12 protein-coding genes and 1 pseudogene are annotated in these 13,590 nt (G+C 73.1%); 4 read left to right on the top strand and 9 right to left on the bottom strand.

Annotation, left to right across the window (positions count from 1 at the left end):
• Positions 1-118: 118 nt before the first annotated feature.
• The 7 genes from OG470_RS02195 to OG470_RS02165 all read right to left on the bottom strand — a co-directional run bounded on the left by OG470_RS02195 (position 119) and on the right by OG470_RS02165 (position 8,696).
• Positions 119-1,999: an ABC transporter ATP-binding protein gene (locus OG470_RS02195; RefSeq protein WP_328420222.1), complete on the bottom strand. Its 1,881-nt coding sequence runs from the start codon at positions 1,997-1,999 to the stop codon at positions 119-121.
• The gene (locus OG470_RS02190) at positions 1,996-3,852 is read right to left on the bottom strand and encodes an ABC transporter ATP-binding protein (protein WP_328420220.1); all 1,857 of its coding nucleotides are present in this window, start codon (positions 3,850-3,852) and stop codon (positions 1,996-1,998) included. The genes OG470_RS02195 and OG470_RS02190 overlap by 4 nt, the downstream gene beginning before the upstream one ends.
• A 37-nt stretch (positions 3,853-3,889) precedes the next feature.
• Positions 3,890-4,399: a methylated-DNA--[protein]-cysteine S-methyltransferase gene (locus OG470_RS02185; protein WP_328420218.1), complete on the bottom strand. Its 510-nt coding sequence runs from the start codon at positions 4,397-4,399 to the stop codon at positions 3,890-3,892.
• Entirely contained in the window at positions 4,396-5,907 is a 1,512-nt protein-coding gene (locus OG470_RS02180; RefSeq protein WP_328420216.1) for a DNA-3-methyladenine glycosylase 2 family protein, read from the bottom strand. Before OG470_RS02180 ends, OG470_RS02185 begins: the two co-directional genes overlap by 4 nt.
• Before the next feature lie 115 nt (positions 5,908-6,022).
• Positions 6,023-7,429: an FAD-binding oxidoreductase gene (locus OG470_RS02175; RefSeq protein WP_328420214.1), complete on the bottom strand. Its 1,407-nt coding sequence runs from the start codon at positions 7,427-7,429 to the stop codon at positions 6,023-6,025.
• A gap of 263 nt (positions 7,430-7,692) precedes the next feature.
• The gene (locus tag OG470_RS02170) at positions 7,693-8,190 is read right to left on the bottom strand and encodes a hypothetical protein (RefSeq protein WP_328420212.1); all 498 of its coding nucleotides are present in this window, start codon (positions 8,188-8,190) and stop codon (positions 7,693-7,695) included.
• Entirely contained in the window at positions 8,187-8,696 is a 510-nt protein-coding gene (locus OG470_RS02165) for a SigE family RNA polymerase sigma factor (protein WP_328420211.1), read from the bottom strand. The genes OG470_RS02170 and OG470_RS02165 overlap by 4 nt, the downstream gene beginning before the upstream one ends.
• A gap of 138 nt (positions 8,697-8,834) precedes the next feature.
• Between OG470_RS02165 and OG470_RS02160 the strand changes: the two are divergent.
• The 3 genes and pseudogenes from OG470_RS02160 to ychF all read left to right on the top strand — a co-directional run.
• Positions 8,835-9,266: pseudogene (locus tag OG470_RS02160) on the top strand (hypothetical protein); the annotation flags it as partial.
• Between the two features lie 297 nt (positions 9,267-9,563).
• Positions 9,564-10,298, top strand: a complete 735-nt coding sequence (locus OG470_RS02155) for a peptidase E (protein WP_328420209.1) — start codon at positions 9,564-9,566, stop codon at positions 10,296-10,298.
• Between the two features lie 93 nt (positions 10,299-10,391).
• Positions 10,392-11,477, top strand: a complete 1,086-nt coding sequence (gene ychF / locus OG470_RS02150; RefSeq protein WP_328420207.1) for a redox-regulated ATPase YchF — start codon at positions 10,392-10,394, stop codon at positions 11,475-11,477.
• Positions 11,478-11,497: 20 nt separating this feature from the next.
• Here ychF and OG470_RS02145 read toward each other — a convergent pair whose 3' ends face one another.
• Positions 11,498-11,764 (bottom strand): hypothetical protein, encoded by a 267-nt coding sequence (locus tag OG470_RS02145; protein WP_328420205.1) that lies wholly within the window; start codon positions 11,762-11,764, stop codon positions 11,498-11,500.
• A 7-nt stretch (positions 11,765-11,771) separates the two neighbouring features.
• Here OG470_RS02145 and OG470_RS02140 point away from each other — a divergent pair, with 7 nt between their 5' ends.
• On the top strand, positions 11,772-12,239 hold the full coding sequence (locus OG470_RS02140) for a hypothetical protein (RefSeq protein WP_328420203.1): 468 nt from the start codon (positions 11,772-11,774) through the stop codon (positions 12,237-12,239).
• 261 nt (positions 12,240-12,500) lie between these two features.
• Here the strand turns inward: OG470_RS02140 and OG470_RS02135 are convergent, their stop codons facing one another.
• Entirely contained in the window at positions 12,501-13,433 is a 933-nt protein-coding gene (locus tag OG470_RS02135; protein WP_328420201.1) for an MBL fold metallo-hydrolase, read from the bottom strand.
• Between the last annotated feature and the right edge of the window lie 157 nt (positions 13,434-13,590).

The following is a 13,590-nucleotide window of genomic DNA, read 5'->3' as shown; positions in this document are numbered from 1 at the left end:
CCGGGCCACGTAGTTGCGGCCGGGACACGACGGCTGCCTGCGCCGACAGGCAGGCCGGGACGGTGCGCACCGTCGACGGCGGGTCGGTGCGCACCGTCGACCGCGGGTCGGTGCGCGCCTAGATCATCGAGTCGCGCCACTGACGGTGCAGGGCCGCGTACCGGCCGTCGGCCTCGGCCAGCACGGCGGGCGGGCCGTCCTCGACGATCCGCCCACCATCGAGGACGAGCACCCGGTCGGCGGTCTCCACGGTGGAGAGCCGGTGCGCGATCACCAGGGCGGTCCGGTCCCGCAGGATGGTGCCGAGCGCCCGCTGCACCAGCCGCTCGGTCGGCACGTCCAGCGAGGAGGTCGCCTCGTCCAGGATCAGCACGGTCGGGTCGGCCAGGAACGCCCGGGCGAACGCGACGAGCTGCCGCTGCCCGGCGGAGAGCCGGCCGCCGCGCCGGTGCACCTGCGTGGCGTACCCCTCTGGTAGCGCGGTGATGAACTCGTGCGCGCCGATCGCCCGGGCGGCGGCCTGCACTGCGGCGTCGTCGGCGCCGGGCCGACCGAACCGGATGTTCTCCGCCACGGTGCCGCTGAACAGGTGGTTCTCCTGGGTCACCAGCACCACCGCACGGCGCAGGTCGGCGTCGCTCACCGCACGCAGGTCGATGCCGTCCATCCGGACCGCACCGCTGTCCGGGTCGTGAAACCGGGCGACCAGCTTGGCGATGGTCGACTTTCCCGCGCCGGTCGGCCCGATCAACGCGACGGTCTGCCCGGCCGGCACGGTCAGCTCCAGCCCGGCGAGGATCGGGGTGTCGGCGCGATAGCCGAAGGAGACCGCCCGGAAGGCCAGTTCCCCTCGGCCGGCGCCGGTCGGCAGCGGCACCGGCCGGGCCGGCTCGGCGACCGCCGGTCGCTCGTCCAGCACGCCGGCCAGCTTCTCCAGCGCTGCGGTGGCCGACTGGAGCGAGTTGTAGAACTGGCTCAGCTCCTGCATCGGCTCGAAGAAGCGGCGCAGGTAGAGCAGGAACGCGGCGAGCGCCCCGACCTCGGTATGCCCGCCGAGCACCCGCCAGCCGCCGTAGCAGAGCACCACCGCCACCGTGACGTTGCCGATCAGCTTGATCGCCGGGGAGTACGTGGCGATCAGGCGGAACGCGTGCAGGCTGGCCTGCCGGTAGTCGTCGCCGAGCGCCACGAAGATCCGCTGGTTGCGCGGCTCCCGACGGAACGCCTGCACCGCCCGGATGCCCCGCATGGACTCCACGAAGTGCACGATGACCAGCGCGACCGCTTCCCGGGTCCGTCGGTACGCGCTGGCCGACGCCCGGGCGAACCAGCGGGAGAGCCAGAACAGGAACGGGAACGCGAACAGCGTCACGGAGGCCAGCGGCAGGTCCAGCCAGAGCAGGATGGCGGCCACCGACAGGATCGACAGCGCGGCCAGCACCAGACTGTCGATCCCGCCGTCGACCAGCTCGGCGATCGAGTCCAGGTCACTGGTGAGCCGGGAGACCATCCGGCCGGAGGTGTACCGCTCGTGGAAGCCCACCGACAGTCGCAGGAAGTGCCCGAACACCCGCTGCCGCAGGTCCAGCAGGACGGCCTGGCCGATCCGGGCGGAAAGCGCGAGGAAACCTCGGCGGGCCGCGTACTCGGTCGCCGCAGCGACGGCGAACGCCCCGGCGACGGCGGCCACCGGGCCGGCGTCACCGGCCCGCAACGGCGCGATGGTCCGGTCGATGCCGATCATGACCAGGTACGGGCCGGCCATCGCCGCGGCGTTCTGGGCCAGCAGCAGGCCGACCGCGCCGGCGAGCCGACTCCGGTGCGGCCGGAGCAGGTCGGCCAGCAGCGCCCGGCTGAGCCGGCGCAGCCGGGCCACCGCCTCGGGGCTGGTCTCCTCGGCCCGGCTCCGGTCGGCCTCCGGGTCGGTGGCCGTCCCGCGCCAGCGGGCGAACTCCGGTTCTTCCCCGGGCGGTGGGTCGGCCGCCTCCCGCACGGTCATGAGCGCACCAGCCCCCATCCGTCCGAGGTGGACGACGCGGACGTGTCCGGCCCGGCAGGTGGTGGCCGCCCGGCTGGCGGCTCGGCGGCGAGCAGCGCCCGGTAGGCCGGCACGGTGGCCAACAGCTCGGAGTGCCGGCCGATCGCGGCGATCCGCCCGCCGTCGAGCAGGGCGACCCGGTCGGCCAGCGCGATGGTCGACGGTCGGTGCACCACCAGCAGCGCGGTGCTGTCCCGGAGCACCCGCCGCAGCGCTGCCTCGATCAGCGCCTCGGTGTGTACGTCGAGGGCGGACAGCGGGTCGTCCAGCACCAGCAACGCCGGCCGGCCGAGCACCGCCCGGGCCAGCGCCAGCCGCTGCCGCTGCCCGCCGGAGAGCGACAACCCCTGCTCGCCGACCCGGGTGGCCAGACCCCACGGCAGGTCGTACGCGAAATCGGCCTGGGCGAGCGCGAGGGCCGCGCGGACCTCGTCGTCACCGGCGTCCGGGTGCCCCAGGGTCAGGTTCTCCCGGACCGACATGGAGAAGAGCGTGGGCTCCTCGAACGCCACCCCGACCAGTCGGCGCAGCGAGTCCAGCCGCAGCTCCCGCAGGTCGTGCCCGTCCAGGGTGATCCGACCGTCAGTCACCTCGTGCAGTCGGGGCACCAGGGAGAGCAGTGTGCTCTTGCCACAGCCGGTGGCCCCGACCAGCGCCACGGTCTCGCCCGGCTCGATGGTCAGGTCTATCTCGCGTAGCACCCGCTCGCTGGTGCCCGGGTACTGGAACGCGACCCGTTCGAAGCGGAGCCGGCCGTGGACCGCGTCGCGGGGCAGCGCGACCGCGCCGGGCGCGTCGACGATCTGCGGTGGGGTGTCCAGCACCTCCAGGATCCGGTCGGCGGCGGTGGCCGCCTCCTGAGCGTTGGCGATGATCCAGCCGAGCGTCTGCACCGGCCAGATGAGCATCAACTGGAGGCTGACGAACGCGACCACCTCGCCGATGGTGAGCACACCCCTCGCGGCGGCGGCCGCCCCGGCGACCAGCACCACGCCCAGGGTCAGGTTGGGCACCAGGTCGAGCAGCGCCGCGGTGTTGGCCAGCAACCGGCCCTTGCGTACGCCGGTGTCGTGCAGCCTCCGGGCCCCATCGGCGAAGCGGGCGACCAGCTCGGGCCCCCGGCCGTACGCCTTCATGGTGCGCAGGCCCTGCGCGGTCTCCTCGACCAGGGTGGCCACGTCGCCCTGCTGGTCCTGCATCCGTCGGGACGCGCTGTGGTAGTGCCGCGCGAAGCGCCGGGTGATCAGCAGTAGCGGCACGGTGCTGGCCGCCACCAGCAGCCCGAGCGCCACGTGCAGGCGGATCAGCAGCAGCACCACCACGAGGTAGGTGGTCAGGTTGAGCACCAGGAAGAACACGCCGAAGGAGAGGAACCGGCGGATCACCGACAGGTCGCTGGTGATCCGGGAGAGCAGCTGACCGGACTGCCAGCGGTCGTGGAAGCTGGTCGGCAGCCGCTGGAGGTGGGCGTAGACGTCGGCGCGCAGCGCCGCCTCCATGCCGACGGCCGAGGAGGACTGCACCCACCGACGGATGAAGATCAGCACCGCCTCGACCACGCCGAGCAGCAGCGCGAGGCCACCGAGCTGGAGCAGGCCGGCGGGCTCGCGCTGGGCCACCGGCCCATCCACCACCCGCTGCACCACCAGCGGCACGACGATCCCGGCCGCCGTTCCGGCGAGCCCCGCGATCATCAGCCAGGCGAACTCGGTGGCGTACGGGCGCAGGTAGCGGCGCAACCGCCAGAGGTTGTGCACGGGGTGAGGGCCCGCGGCGACCCGGGCGGCCGGGCTGCCGACGCTGTCCGCAGGCACTACCCGACGGTAGCGTCAATAGGCGTCGATGCTTGTGTCAGCTTGTTGTCAACCGCCGCTCATGACCGAGAAGCCACTTCTTCACGTCCAGCCCCCAGCGGTAGCCGCCGAGCGTGCCGTCGGTACGCAGCACCCGGTGGCAGGGCACGAACAGCGCCGCCGCGTTACGGGCGCAGGCGGCCGCGGCGGCCCGTACCGCTGGCGGTCGGCCAGCCAGCGCCGCGTACCTGGTGTAGGTGACCGGGGTCCCCGGTGGGACCTCGCGCAGCACCTCCCAGGCGTGCGCCATGAACTCGCCGCCGGTGCGCTGCCGCACCGGCACCGTGTCGATGGCGGTGAGGTCACCGTCCAGGTAGGACCGGACGGCCGCGCTGACGGGGCCGAGGTCGGCCCGCTGCCGAAGCGGCGCCCGTAGGGTCGGGTGGACCAGGGGCAGCAGCGCCGCCGGTTCCGGGGTGAAGCCGGCCGCCAGGACCTCGCCGTCGGTGTCGGCGAGGATGCTCAGCGGGCCGGTCGGGGTGCTCAGGACGGTGCTGTCGATGCTCATGCCGCTCTCCAGAGTCTGATCGTGGCGTAGGACCGCCAGGGGCGCCAGCGGTCGGCGTACGTGCTGAGGGTCTTCGGGTCGTCGGGCAGGCCGAGCGCGGCCGCGCCGCGTCGGACCGCCAGGTCGGTGGGGAGCAGGACGTCCGGGTCGCCGAAGGCGCGCATGGCCAAATAGCCGGCGGTCCACGGGCCGATGCCGGGCAGCGCCAACAGCCGCCGAACCGTCTCCTCCCGGTCGCCGCCCGGTGCCAGGTCCAGGTGCCCGTCGATGACCGCCCGCGCCAGCCCGCGGATCGTCTCCCGCCGTCCGACCGGCATCCCGAACGCGGTGTCCGGCTTCCCGAGCACGTCCTCCGCGCTGGGAAACCCCCGGAGCAGCCCAGGCTGGTTCCCGACGCGTTGATCATGAGGTTGACCGGCGATTGGATCTCCGTTCGGCCCGTCAACCTCATGATCGACGTGGTCTTCGGTGGAGCCGGGGGCGGCCAGTAGGCGGATGAGAGTGGTGCGGGCTGAGGTGACTGAGACCTGCTGGCCGATGATGGCGCGGACCGCCAGCTCGAAGCCGTCCACCGCCCGGGGAACCCGGATGCCCGGTTCGGCGGCGACCGCCGGGGCGAGCGCCGGGTCGGCGGCGAGCGTGGCGTCGATGGCGGCCGGGTCCGCGTCCAGGTCGAGCAGCCGGCGGCAGCGGGCCACCGCCGGCGCCAGGTCGCGCAGGTCGGCCAGCCGCAGCGTCGCCGCGACGTGCCCGGCCGCCGGGGTCAGCGCCACCTGGCCGGTGCCGTGCGGCAACCGCAACCCCCGGTGGTACGTCCCGTCGCGGACCTCGTCCACGCCGGGCAGCGCCCGCACCGCCAGGAAGTCCAGCAGCGCCTGGGCATGCAGCGGGGGGCGGTACGCCAGCCGGAGCGTGATGGTCCCCGCCCCGGGAGGTGCCTGGTGCCGGCCACGGGCCGTGCGCAGCTCGGACGGGGCGATCCCGTACACCTCGCGGACCGTGTCGTTGAACTGCCGCACGCTGCCGAAGCCGGCGGCGAACGCGATCTCGGCCATCCCCAGGCCGGTCGTCTCGATCAGGATCCGGGCGGTCTGCGCCCGCTGGGCCCGGGCCAGCGCGAGCGGCCCGGCACCCATCTCGGCCCGCAGCATCCGGTGCAGGTGCCGCTCGGTGTAGCCGAGTCGGGCGGCCAGCCCGGGGACGCCGTCGCGGTCGACCACCCCGTCGGAGATCAGCCGCATCGCCCGCCCGACCACGTCGGCGCGGATGTCCCACTGCGGCGAGCCGGGTGCGGCGTCCGGCCGGCAGCGGCGGCAGGCGCGCAGCCCGGCGCCCTGTGCCGCGGCTGCGGACGGGAAGAACCGGACGTTCTGTCGCTTGGGCGTGGTCGCCGGGCAGGACGGCCGGCAGTAGATCCCGGTGGACGTCACGCCCGTGTAGAACCAGCCGTCGAACCGCTGGTCACGGCTGTCCACAGCTCGGTAGCACCGCTCGAAATCCATCTCCACGCCACCGATGATGCCCCGCTCGCCGGGCTCGCGGCTGGCGGGAATCGGACCTGGGCGTGCGGCCCGGCAGTCGGCGGCTTGACGGCCGTCCGCGGCAACCGCCGCCGGGTGCCCGTCAGCGGCGGCGCCGGTGGGGTTGGCCGGAGCGTGCGGGCTGACCGGACCGTGCCGGCTGGCTGGACCGCGCGGGCTGGCCGGAACGGGCCGGTCGGGCGGTCAGCAGGGCCGACCGGAACACGCCGTCCGGGTCGTACCGTCGCCAGAGCCGCCGCACCCGGGCCCCGGTCTCACCCGGGTAGATCCGGGCGAACGCGGCCGGGTCCGGCCGGCTCTCGAAGTTGACGTACGCGCCGTCGGCCCGACCGGCGACGCCCCGCCAGGCGGCGTCCAACGCCGCGCCGCCCTGCGGCGGGAAGACCGAGGCGATGACCAGGGTGTTCTGGTGCCGGTGCGGGTAGGCGGTCGCGTCGGGGGCGACGTCGTTGACCGCCCCGCCCACCGAGCGGAGCTGGATGACCGCCCGCCCGGGACCGGTCACCGCCCGCATCAGGGCCCGAGAACCGGCGTCGTCCAGCTCGGTGAACAGGCCGTTGGTGGTCGTGCCCCGCTGCTGCCCGACGTTCGGATTCAGGTGTGCGGTCGGCACCAGGGACGGGTAGGGCAGCAGGTCGGTCCGGTGTTCGAGCAGCTTCCCGATGGCCAGCAGCGGCTCCACCACGGGTCGGGCCCGGCGCAGGCTCTCGGCGGCGACCACGGCGGTGATCGACATGAGGGCCGACCGTCCCTCCGCGAACAGCACGGCGGCTGCCGACAACTCCCGTGGGGCCTGCGCCAGGTAGCCCGCCCACTCCCGAACGGTGCGGCCGTCGGGGTGCGCCTCGACGACCAGTTGCGCCACCCCGACGTTGCGCTGCTCGGTGGCCTCGATCTCGAACGCCACCACGATCCCCGCTCCCGCGCCGGCACCCCGGACCAGCCAGAACAGCTCCGGCTCGTGCTCCGCGTCCGCGCGCACCAGCGTCCCGTCCGCGAGCACCACCTCCACCGCGCGGACGCGGTCGATGGTGAGGCCGTACGAGCGGACCAGCCAGCCGACGCCACCCCCGGTGGTCAGGCCGCCCACGCCGACGTTGCCGTGGTCACCTGAGCTGATCACCAGGCCGTACCGGGCCAGCGCCGTCGCGACGTTCGCCCAGCGGGCGCCAGCCTCGACGCGGACCAGCCCGGACCGCTCGTCGAGCACCTGCACCCGGTTGAGCATGGACAGGTCGATGACCAGGCCACCGTTGTTGGAGGAGGTGCCGGCGAGACCGTGCCCGCCGCTGCGGACGGCGATCGGCAGCCGCTGCTCCCGCGCGTAGCGGATCGCGGCGACCACCTGCGCGACGTTCTTCGGCAGCAGGACGCCGGCCGGCGAGGCCGGCGTGGTGTACGTCGAGCGCAGCTGCGCATACCGGCGATCGCCGGGGGTGACGAGCTGGCCGGTGAGCGGACCGGGCACCCGGGCCAGGGCGGGACTCATCGCTGCCTTCGCAGCTCACGCGCCGTCAGGTGTCCGTGATCGGTCATGCCCCAAGAGTGGGCGGCCGTACCGACCTTGGCAAACGGCACCCTTTTCGACGGGATGCGCAGCGCATGCCGGTGCGGGGAGTGCCGGGCGATGGTGACCGGGATCTCCGACCGGCTCCTCATCCGGCAGCTCAAGGAGCTGGAGTGACGGGCTCACCAAGGACGGGCCGGCCGGTCGGACCGGGCGGGAGAACCGCCCGGTCCGCCCGGATCTGATCAACTCGCCGGGCTGGGCACCCCGGGCGTGCCGAGCGGGGTCGGCGTGGCCGACGGCCGTGCCGGGCTCGGCTTAGCCGGCACGCCGGGCGGGCCGAGCGGGGTCGGCGTGGCCGACGGCCGTGCCGGGCCCGGCTTACCCGGCACGCCGGGCGGGCCGGACGGGCTGGGTACGACGATCGGCCCGGTCGGGCTGGGTGCGCCGGGCGGCGCGGACGGGCTGGGTACGACGATCGGCCCGGACGGGCTGGGTGCGCCGGGCAGGCCCGAGGGGCTGGGCGCGGCCGGACGGGGTTGGTCGGAGCCGGTCGCCGCGAGGGCGATCGGGGTGGCGATCAGGATGGCCGCGAGCGTGCCCACCGCGCCCATCGTCACCGTGGCCCGGCGTCGGTTGCGCACCCGCCGTTCCGCTCGGCTCAACTGGTCATGCACGATCGGTGCCTCCTCGGCCAGGTCGGTGAGGGTGGAGCGGATGAGGATTTCGAAGCGGTCGGTCATCGCCGTACCTCCAGCAATTCGACCTCCGGCAGGAGTTCGCGCAGCCGGCTGACCGCCCGGTGGGTACGGCTGCGGACCGTGCCCACCGAGCAGCCCAGCAGCTCGGCCACCCGGGCCTCGGGCAGGTCCTCGTAGTAGCGCAGGACCACCACCGCGCGCTGCGCCGGTGGCAGGTGGCGCAGCGCAGCGCGCATCGCCAACCGCACGTCTGACCCGCCGCTCGGGTCGGCGCCGACCGGTTCGTCCGCCGGGTTGAGCGGCGTCTCCCGCCACCGGCGCAGTCGCCGCCACCAACTGACCTGCTCGCGGTACATCACCACGCGCAGATACCCCTCCGGGTCGGCGTGCCGGATGCTTCCCCACTTGGGGATGGTCCGCGCCAACGCCGACTGGAACAGGTCCTCGGCGGCGCTGCGGTTCCCAGTCAGCAGGTACGCGACCCGCATCAGCGCCGGAGTCCGGCTGGCGACGAACTCGGCCAACCGGGCTCGCTCGTCCTCGTCCACCCACCACCCCTTTTTGTTGTCACCTCTACAGACGCCCCAGGTCATCATCGCTATCCACGTTCGAGGGCGAATTTTCCGCCCGAAAGTGTCGGTCGCGGCGGGTAACGTCCGGCCACCAACTCAAGAAGGGGTGCGGCGATGGCGAGCGTGGCGGGTCGGGCGGCGGCATCGACACGGGACACGTTCCCGCCGCTGCCCCGTGCGGTGGTGCAGTCCTTCTACCGCCGGATGCGGGCCGTGGCGCCGGCCGCGGTCGGCGCGATCGAGCGGGACCGGGCGGCCGACGCAGAGCCGGCCTTCGCCGACACCGCCTGCGGCCGGCTGGCCCGCTCCCTGGACGATGCGGGCCTGCGGGCGCTCGGCATGTGGACGCACCACTGGTGCATGCGCTTCTACGACGACGACACCCGGGCCGGGCGGCGGCTGGTCCGGGAGATCGCCGCCCGGCCAGCGCTGGGCTGGACGGCCGACGAGGTGCGCTGGATGCTGCGCGAGTCGGTCGCGGCCGGCCCGGCCGCCGCCGAGCGGTTCACCCTGCCCCGCGCCGCCGCCGCGCAACTGCCCCCGGGGCAGCGGCCGTTCGGCGAGCTGCCCCCGGGTCACTGGCCCGACGGCGAGGTGGTGATCCGGGACCGGCCGGCCGGGGCGGCGTCAGCCGGTGAGCCGGCCGAGGGCCAGCCCACCGCCGAGCCGGCCGAGGGCGATTCCACCGGGGCGCTTGCCCTGATTCCCCGCCAGCGGCGCGCTGGCTGAGTCGGTCATCGTCGCGCTGGCCTGGCCCCGAGCCGGGTCTCGCGCGGGTGGGTGATCGGCCGGCGGTCGGCTGCGGCAGGATGAACGCGGCCGTGCACCGACGGAAGGACCCACATGCCCGCCAGCGAACCGACCATCCTCGCCACCAGCATGGGTTTCTTCCGGGGCGACCGGGGTCCCTTGGATCTGCGCCCCGGCCCGGTCTTCGAGCTGGCGGCCGAGCTGGCCGAGGCTGGCCCGCAGCCGCGCATCTGCTACCTCGGTCAGGCCGTCGGGGACCAGCCCACCTCGCTGGCCTCTATCTACGGCGCGTTCGCCGACACCCGGTTCCGGCTGTCGCACCTCGCCTTGTTCCCGATGCCGAACGTCGAGGACATCCGCGCCCACCTGCTCGCCCAGGACGTGATCTGGGTCGGCGGCGGCAGCGTGGCCAACCTGGTCGCGGTCTGGCGGGTGCACGGGCTCGGCGAGATCCTGCACGAGTGCTGGCAGGCCGGCGTGGTGCTGGGCGGCGTCTCCGCCGGCTCGATCTGCTGGCACGTGGGCGGCGCCACGGACAGCTACGGCCCCCGACTGCGCGGCTTCACCGAGGGTCTGGGCTGGCTGCCGTACGGCAACGGCGTGCACTACGACAGCGAAGGCCAGCGGCGACCGTTGATGCACGAGCTGGTCGGCGACGGGACGCTGCCCACCAGCCACTGCACCGACGACGGGGTCGGCCTGGTCTACCGGGGGACCCGGCTGGTCGAGGCGGTCGCCGACCGCGAGGGCGTTTCGGCGTACGAGGTCAGCCGCGGCGCGGACGGCAGCGTCCGCGAGGCGATCATCGCCCCGCGCCTGCTCGGCTGACGGCCGGTCGGCGCCGCCTCCGACGGGGGCGGCGCGGCCGGAAACCGAGCCGCGTGGACCGGTCTGGATGCCACCGGCGTAAGCTGGCCCGTCGTGAGTCTCTCCATCGGCATCGTCGGCCTGCCCAACGTCGGCAAGAGCACGCTTTTCAACGCGTTGACCAAGAACGACGTGCTGGCGGCGAACTACCCGTTCGCCACCATCGAGCCCAACGTCGGCGTGGTCGGGCTGCCTGACGAGCGGCTGGGCAAGCTGGCCGAGATCTTCTCCTCGCAGAAGGTGCTGCCGGCCCCGGTGTCGTTCGTCGACATCGCTGGCCTGGTCCGTGGCGCGTCGAAGGGGCAGGGCCGGGGCAACGCCTTCCTGGCCAACATCCGGGACGCCTCGGCGATCTGCCAGGTGGTGCGGGCCTTCTCCGACCCGAACGTGGTGCACGTCGACGGCAAGATCTCCCCGGCCGACGACATCGAGACGATCAACACCGAGCTGATCCTCGCCGACCTGCAGACCCTGGACAAGGCGCTGCCCCGGTTGGAGAAGGAGGCCAAGCTCCGCAAGGACCGGGCCGCCGCCGTCGCCGCCGCGAAGCAGGCCATCGAGGTGCTCGACGGCGGCACCACCCTGTACTCCGGGGCCGCCGCCGCCAAGATCGAGCTGGAGCACCTGCGCGAGCTGCACCTGCTCACCACCAAGCCCTTCCTGTACGTCTTCAACGTCGACGAGGCCGAGCTGGCCAACGAGGCGTTCCTCGACGAGCTGCGCGCCCTGGTCGCCCCCGCCGAGGCCGTCTTCATGGACGCCAAGATCGAATCCGAGCTGGTGGACCTGCCCGAGGAGGAGGCCCGCGAGCTGCTGGAGTCGATCGGGCAGAACGAGCCCGGCCTCAACCAGCTCGTCCGGGTCGGCTTCCGCACCCTTGGGCTCCAGACGTACCTGACCGCCGGGCCGAAGGAGGCGCGCGCCTGGACCGTCCCGGTCGGCGCCACCGCGCCGGAGGCTGCGGGCGTCATCCACTCCGACTTCCAGCGCGGCTTCATCAAGGCCGAGGTGGTCTCGTACCACGACCTGGTCGAGTTTGGTTCGATGGCGGCGGCCAAGGCGGCGGGCAAGGTCCGCATCGAGGGCAAGGAGTACGTCATGCAGGACGGCGACGTGGTGGAGTTCCGCTTCAACGTCTGAATCTGTCCTGTTTACCCAGGTCATGCGGTTGATTCGTTGCTCGACTCGTGGTGCCCTTCGGTAGCCCGGCCCGCTCGACAGCCGCCGAGAAGATCAGCGAGCCGTAGTAGTCGTGCCGGTACGGGCCGGCGAAGTGAGCGGCGTGTCTTCGGCTCGGTGCGGACCTTGGACTGTGGCGCGAACTGCCATTCGATCCGAACTGTCCGGGCGAGGTGGTCGACATCCTGGACGCGCAGTGCGAGCAGCTCGCCGAGGCGAAGCCCGAGGCCGGCTTGCACGATCACCATGGCGTGATTGCGGGCGGGCATCGCGGCGGTGCTGCCTGTGTTCCTGCTCGACATGGTGGTCCAGAATGGCGGATTCGCGGTTACTGTCGCTGTCATGCGCACACGGCACCCAGGACGGCTTTCGTTGCAGCTCGACGCGATCTACTGCGCGGTGGCGGCGGTGTCGCTGGCCCTGTTCGTGGATTCGGTGTCGGAGCGGTTGGCCGTGCCGCCCGCGTTGACCATCGCGGTCGCGGTCGGTATCGGCGGTTGGGCGTTCGCGCTGCACCGCGTCGCCGGGCGTCCCCGGCTCCGACCGTGGCTGGTGGGGGTACTCATCGCCAACGTCGTCGCGGCCACGCTGATCGCGCTGTTCGCGGCGGTCCGGCCGTGGGATGGCGCGTTTAAGGTGCTGCTCGCCGCGGTGGCCGTCGAGGTCGCAGCGTTTGCGGTCAGCCAGGCCGTGGCCCTGCGTCAAGCGGCCCCGGGCATTTGAGGAACGAAGAGGCCTCGACGTTGACGATCAACACAACGATCAACCGGCGCGATAGCAGGACCGACGGCGGACTCCTCTTCTCTGTCCTGGCCGACGCAACAGCCGCTGAGCAGGCTGACGTGCGGGTGCTCGGACGAGCGCCGGCTGACCCTGAGCGGGTGATCGTTCCCGTGGCACGAATCCCAGAACGGCGTCAGGCCGCGTTCCCGCTGGTGGCGGGACAGCCGATCTAAGTTCCGCTTCAACGTCTTGCAGGACGGGTCACCGCAGCCCCGCCCAGGGATCCTCCCGACGCCACAGGGTCGGCAGGTGCAGAGCGACCCGCTCGTCGTGAGCCAGTCGGGTGAGGACCCCCATGGTGACGTCGAGGTCGTCGCCCGCGTACGGCAGGGCGCGCAGCGGCCGGTCGAGCGGGCGGAAGAAGTCGTCCCAGTGGACGAGGACCACGCGACGGGCTCCGACGGCCCGTACGGTCTGCGCCCAGTACGTGCGAATGTAGTCCTCGTCCTGCACGCCGAGCTGGCCGATGCCCAGGTAGACGACGTCGGCCCGACGCCCGTCGAGCGCTCCCGGCCGGTAGCCGGCGCTGCCCTGGACCAGGGCGGTCCGGCCGCTCGCGTGCGCGACGAGCACCGACCAGGCTTCACCACACCGGTAGGCGGACGCCCTGGCCGGGGGCACCACGGGATCGGTGATGGTGCCGGGGAAGCGGTCCGGTGGGCAGTGTTCGGACTCGACGAACGTGAGGGTGAAGGCACCCAGGGACATCGGCTCGTGGGGCGTGACGACGTGGATGCGGTCGTCGGTGAGGCCGGCCCCTCGGCCGACGTTGGCCGCGGAGTGGCCGCCGGCGAGCACCGCGCCGGTACGCAGGGCGGCGGTCGCGGAGTCCATGACGTGATCGAAGTGGGTGTGTACGGGGATCACGGCGGCCAGCCGGCGGCCCCCGTGGCCCAGTCCCAGCCGGGCGAGCGCCGAGTTGATGCGCGCGTCGTCGGGTGTGAGCCTGCCGAGGGCGACCCTGAGCAGGGACGGCCGGGAGAAGAACCCGTCGGTCAGCACCGCCGTGTCGCCGTCGTCGAAGAGCAGGCTGGCGACGCCGAGAAAGGTGACGCTGAAGCCCTCCGCAGCGGGTGGGACGTCGAACCGGTCGGCGTACGCGGCCAGGTCGGGCCGGCCGAGCTTCATGCGCATGGGGTGGCTACCTTCTGACGGGTGGTCGGCCGGTCGGCGTACGGTCGCGGTCGCCGACCTGGTCCAGGCTCCGGGCGACGTCGAGCAAGGAGTGCCGGACGCCGCTGTTTTATCACGCAGTGACAAGGTGGACCCTCAACCGCTGCGGTTTGATCGT

Origin of the sequence: Micromonospora sp. NBC_00389, from assembly GCF_036059255.1 — a bacterium.
Lineage (GTDB): Bacteria > Actinomycetota > Actinomycetes > Mycobacteriales > Micromonosporaceae > Micromonospora.
The sequence above is the reverse complement of the archived record's forward strand: the minus strand, read 5'-3'. Positions and strand labels throughout refer to the sequence as shown.

Coding starts and splice junctions, on each gene's coding strand:
- OG470_RS02170 (WP_328420212.1), bottom strand. CDS start 8,190: ATGACCGACCGCTTCGAAATCCTCATCCGCTCCACCCTCACCGACCTG.
- OG470_RS02155 (WP_328420209.1), top strand. CDS start 9,564: ATGCCCGCCAGCGAACCGACCATCCTCGCCACCAGCATGGGTTTCTTC.
- OG470_RS02185 (WP_328420218.1), bottom strand. CDS start 4,399: ATGAGCATCGACAGCACCGTCCTGAGCACCCCGACCGGCCCGCTGAGC.
- OG470_RS02135 (WP_328420201.1), bottom strand. CDS start 13,433: ATGCGCATGAAGCTCGGCCGGCCCGACCTGGCCGCGTACGCCGACCGG.
- OG470_RS02175 (WP_328420214.1), bottom strand. CDS start 7,429: ATGAGTCCCGCCCTGGCCCGGGTGCCCGGTCCGCTCACCGGCCAGCTC.
- OG470_RS02145 (WP_328420205.1), bottom strand. CDS start 11,764: ATGGTGATCGTGCAAGCCGGCCTCGGGCTTCGCCTCGGCGAGCTGCTC.
- OG470_RS02195 (WP_328420222.1), bottom strand. CDS start 1,999: ATGACCGTGCGGGAGGCGGCCGACCCACCGCCCGGGGAAGAACCGGAG.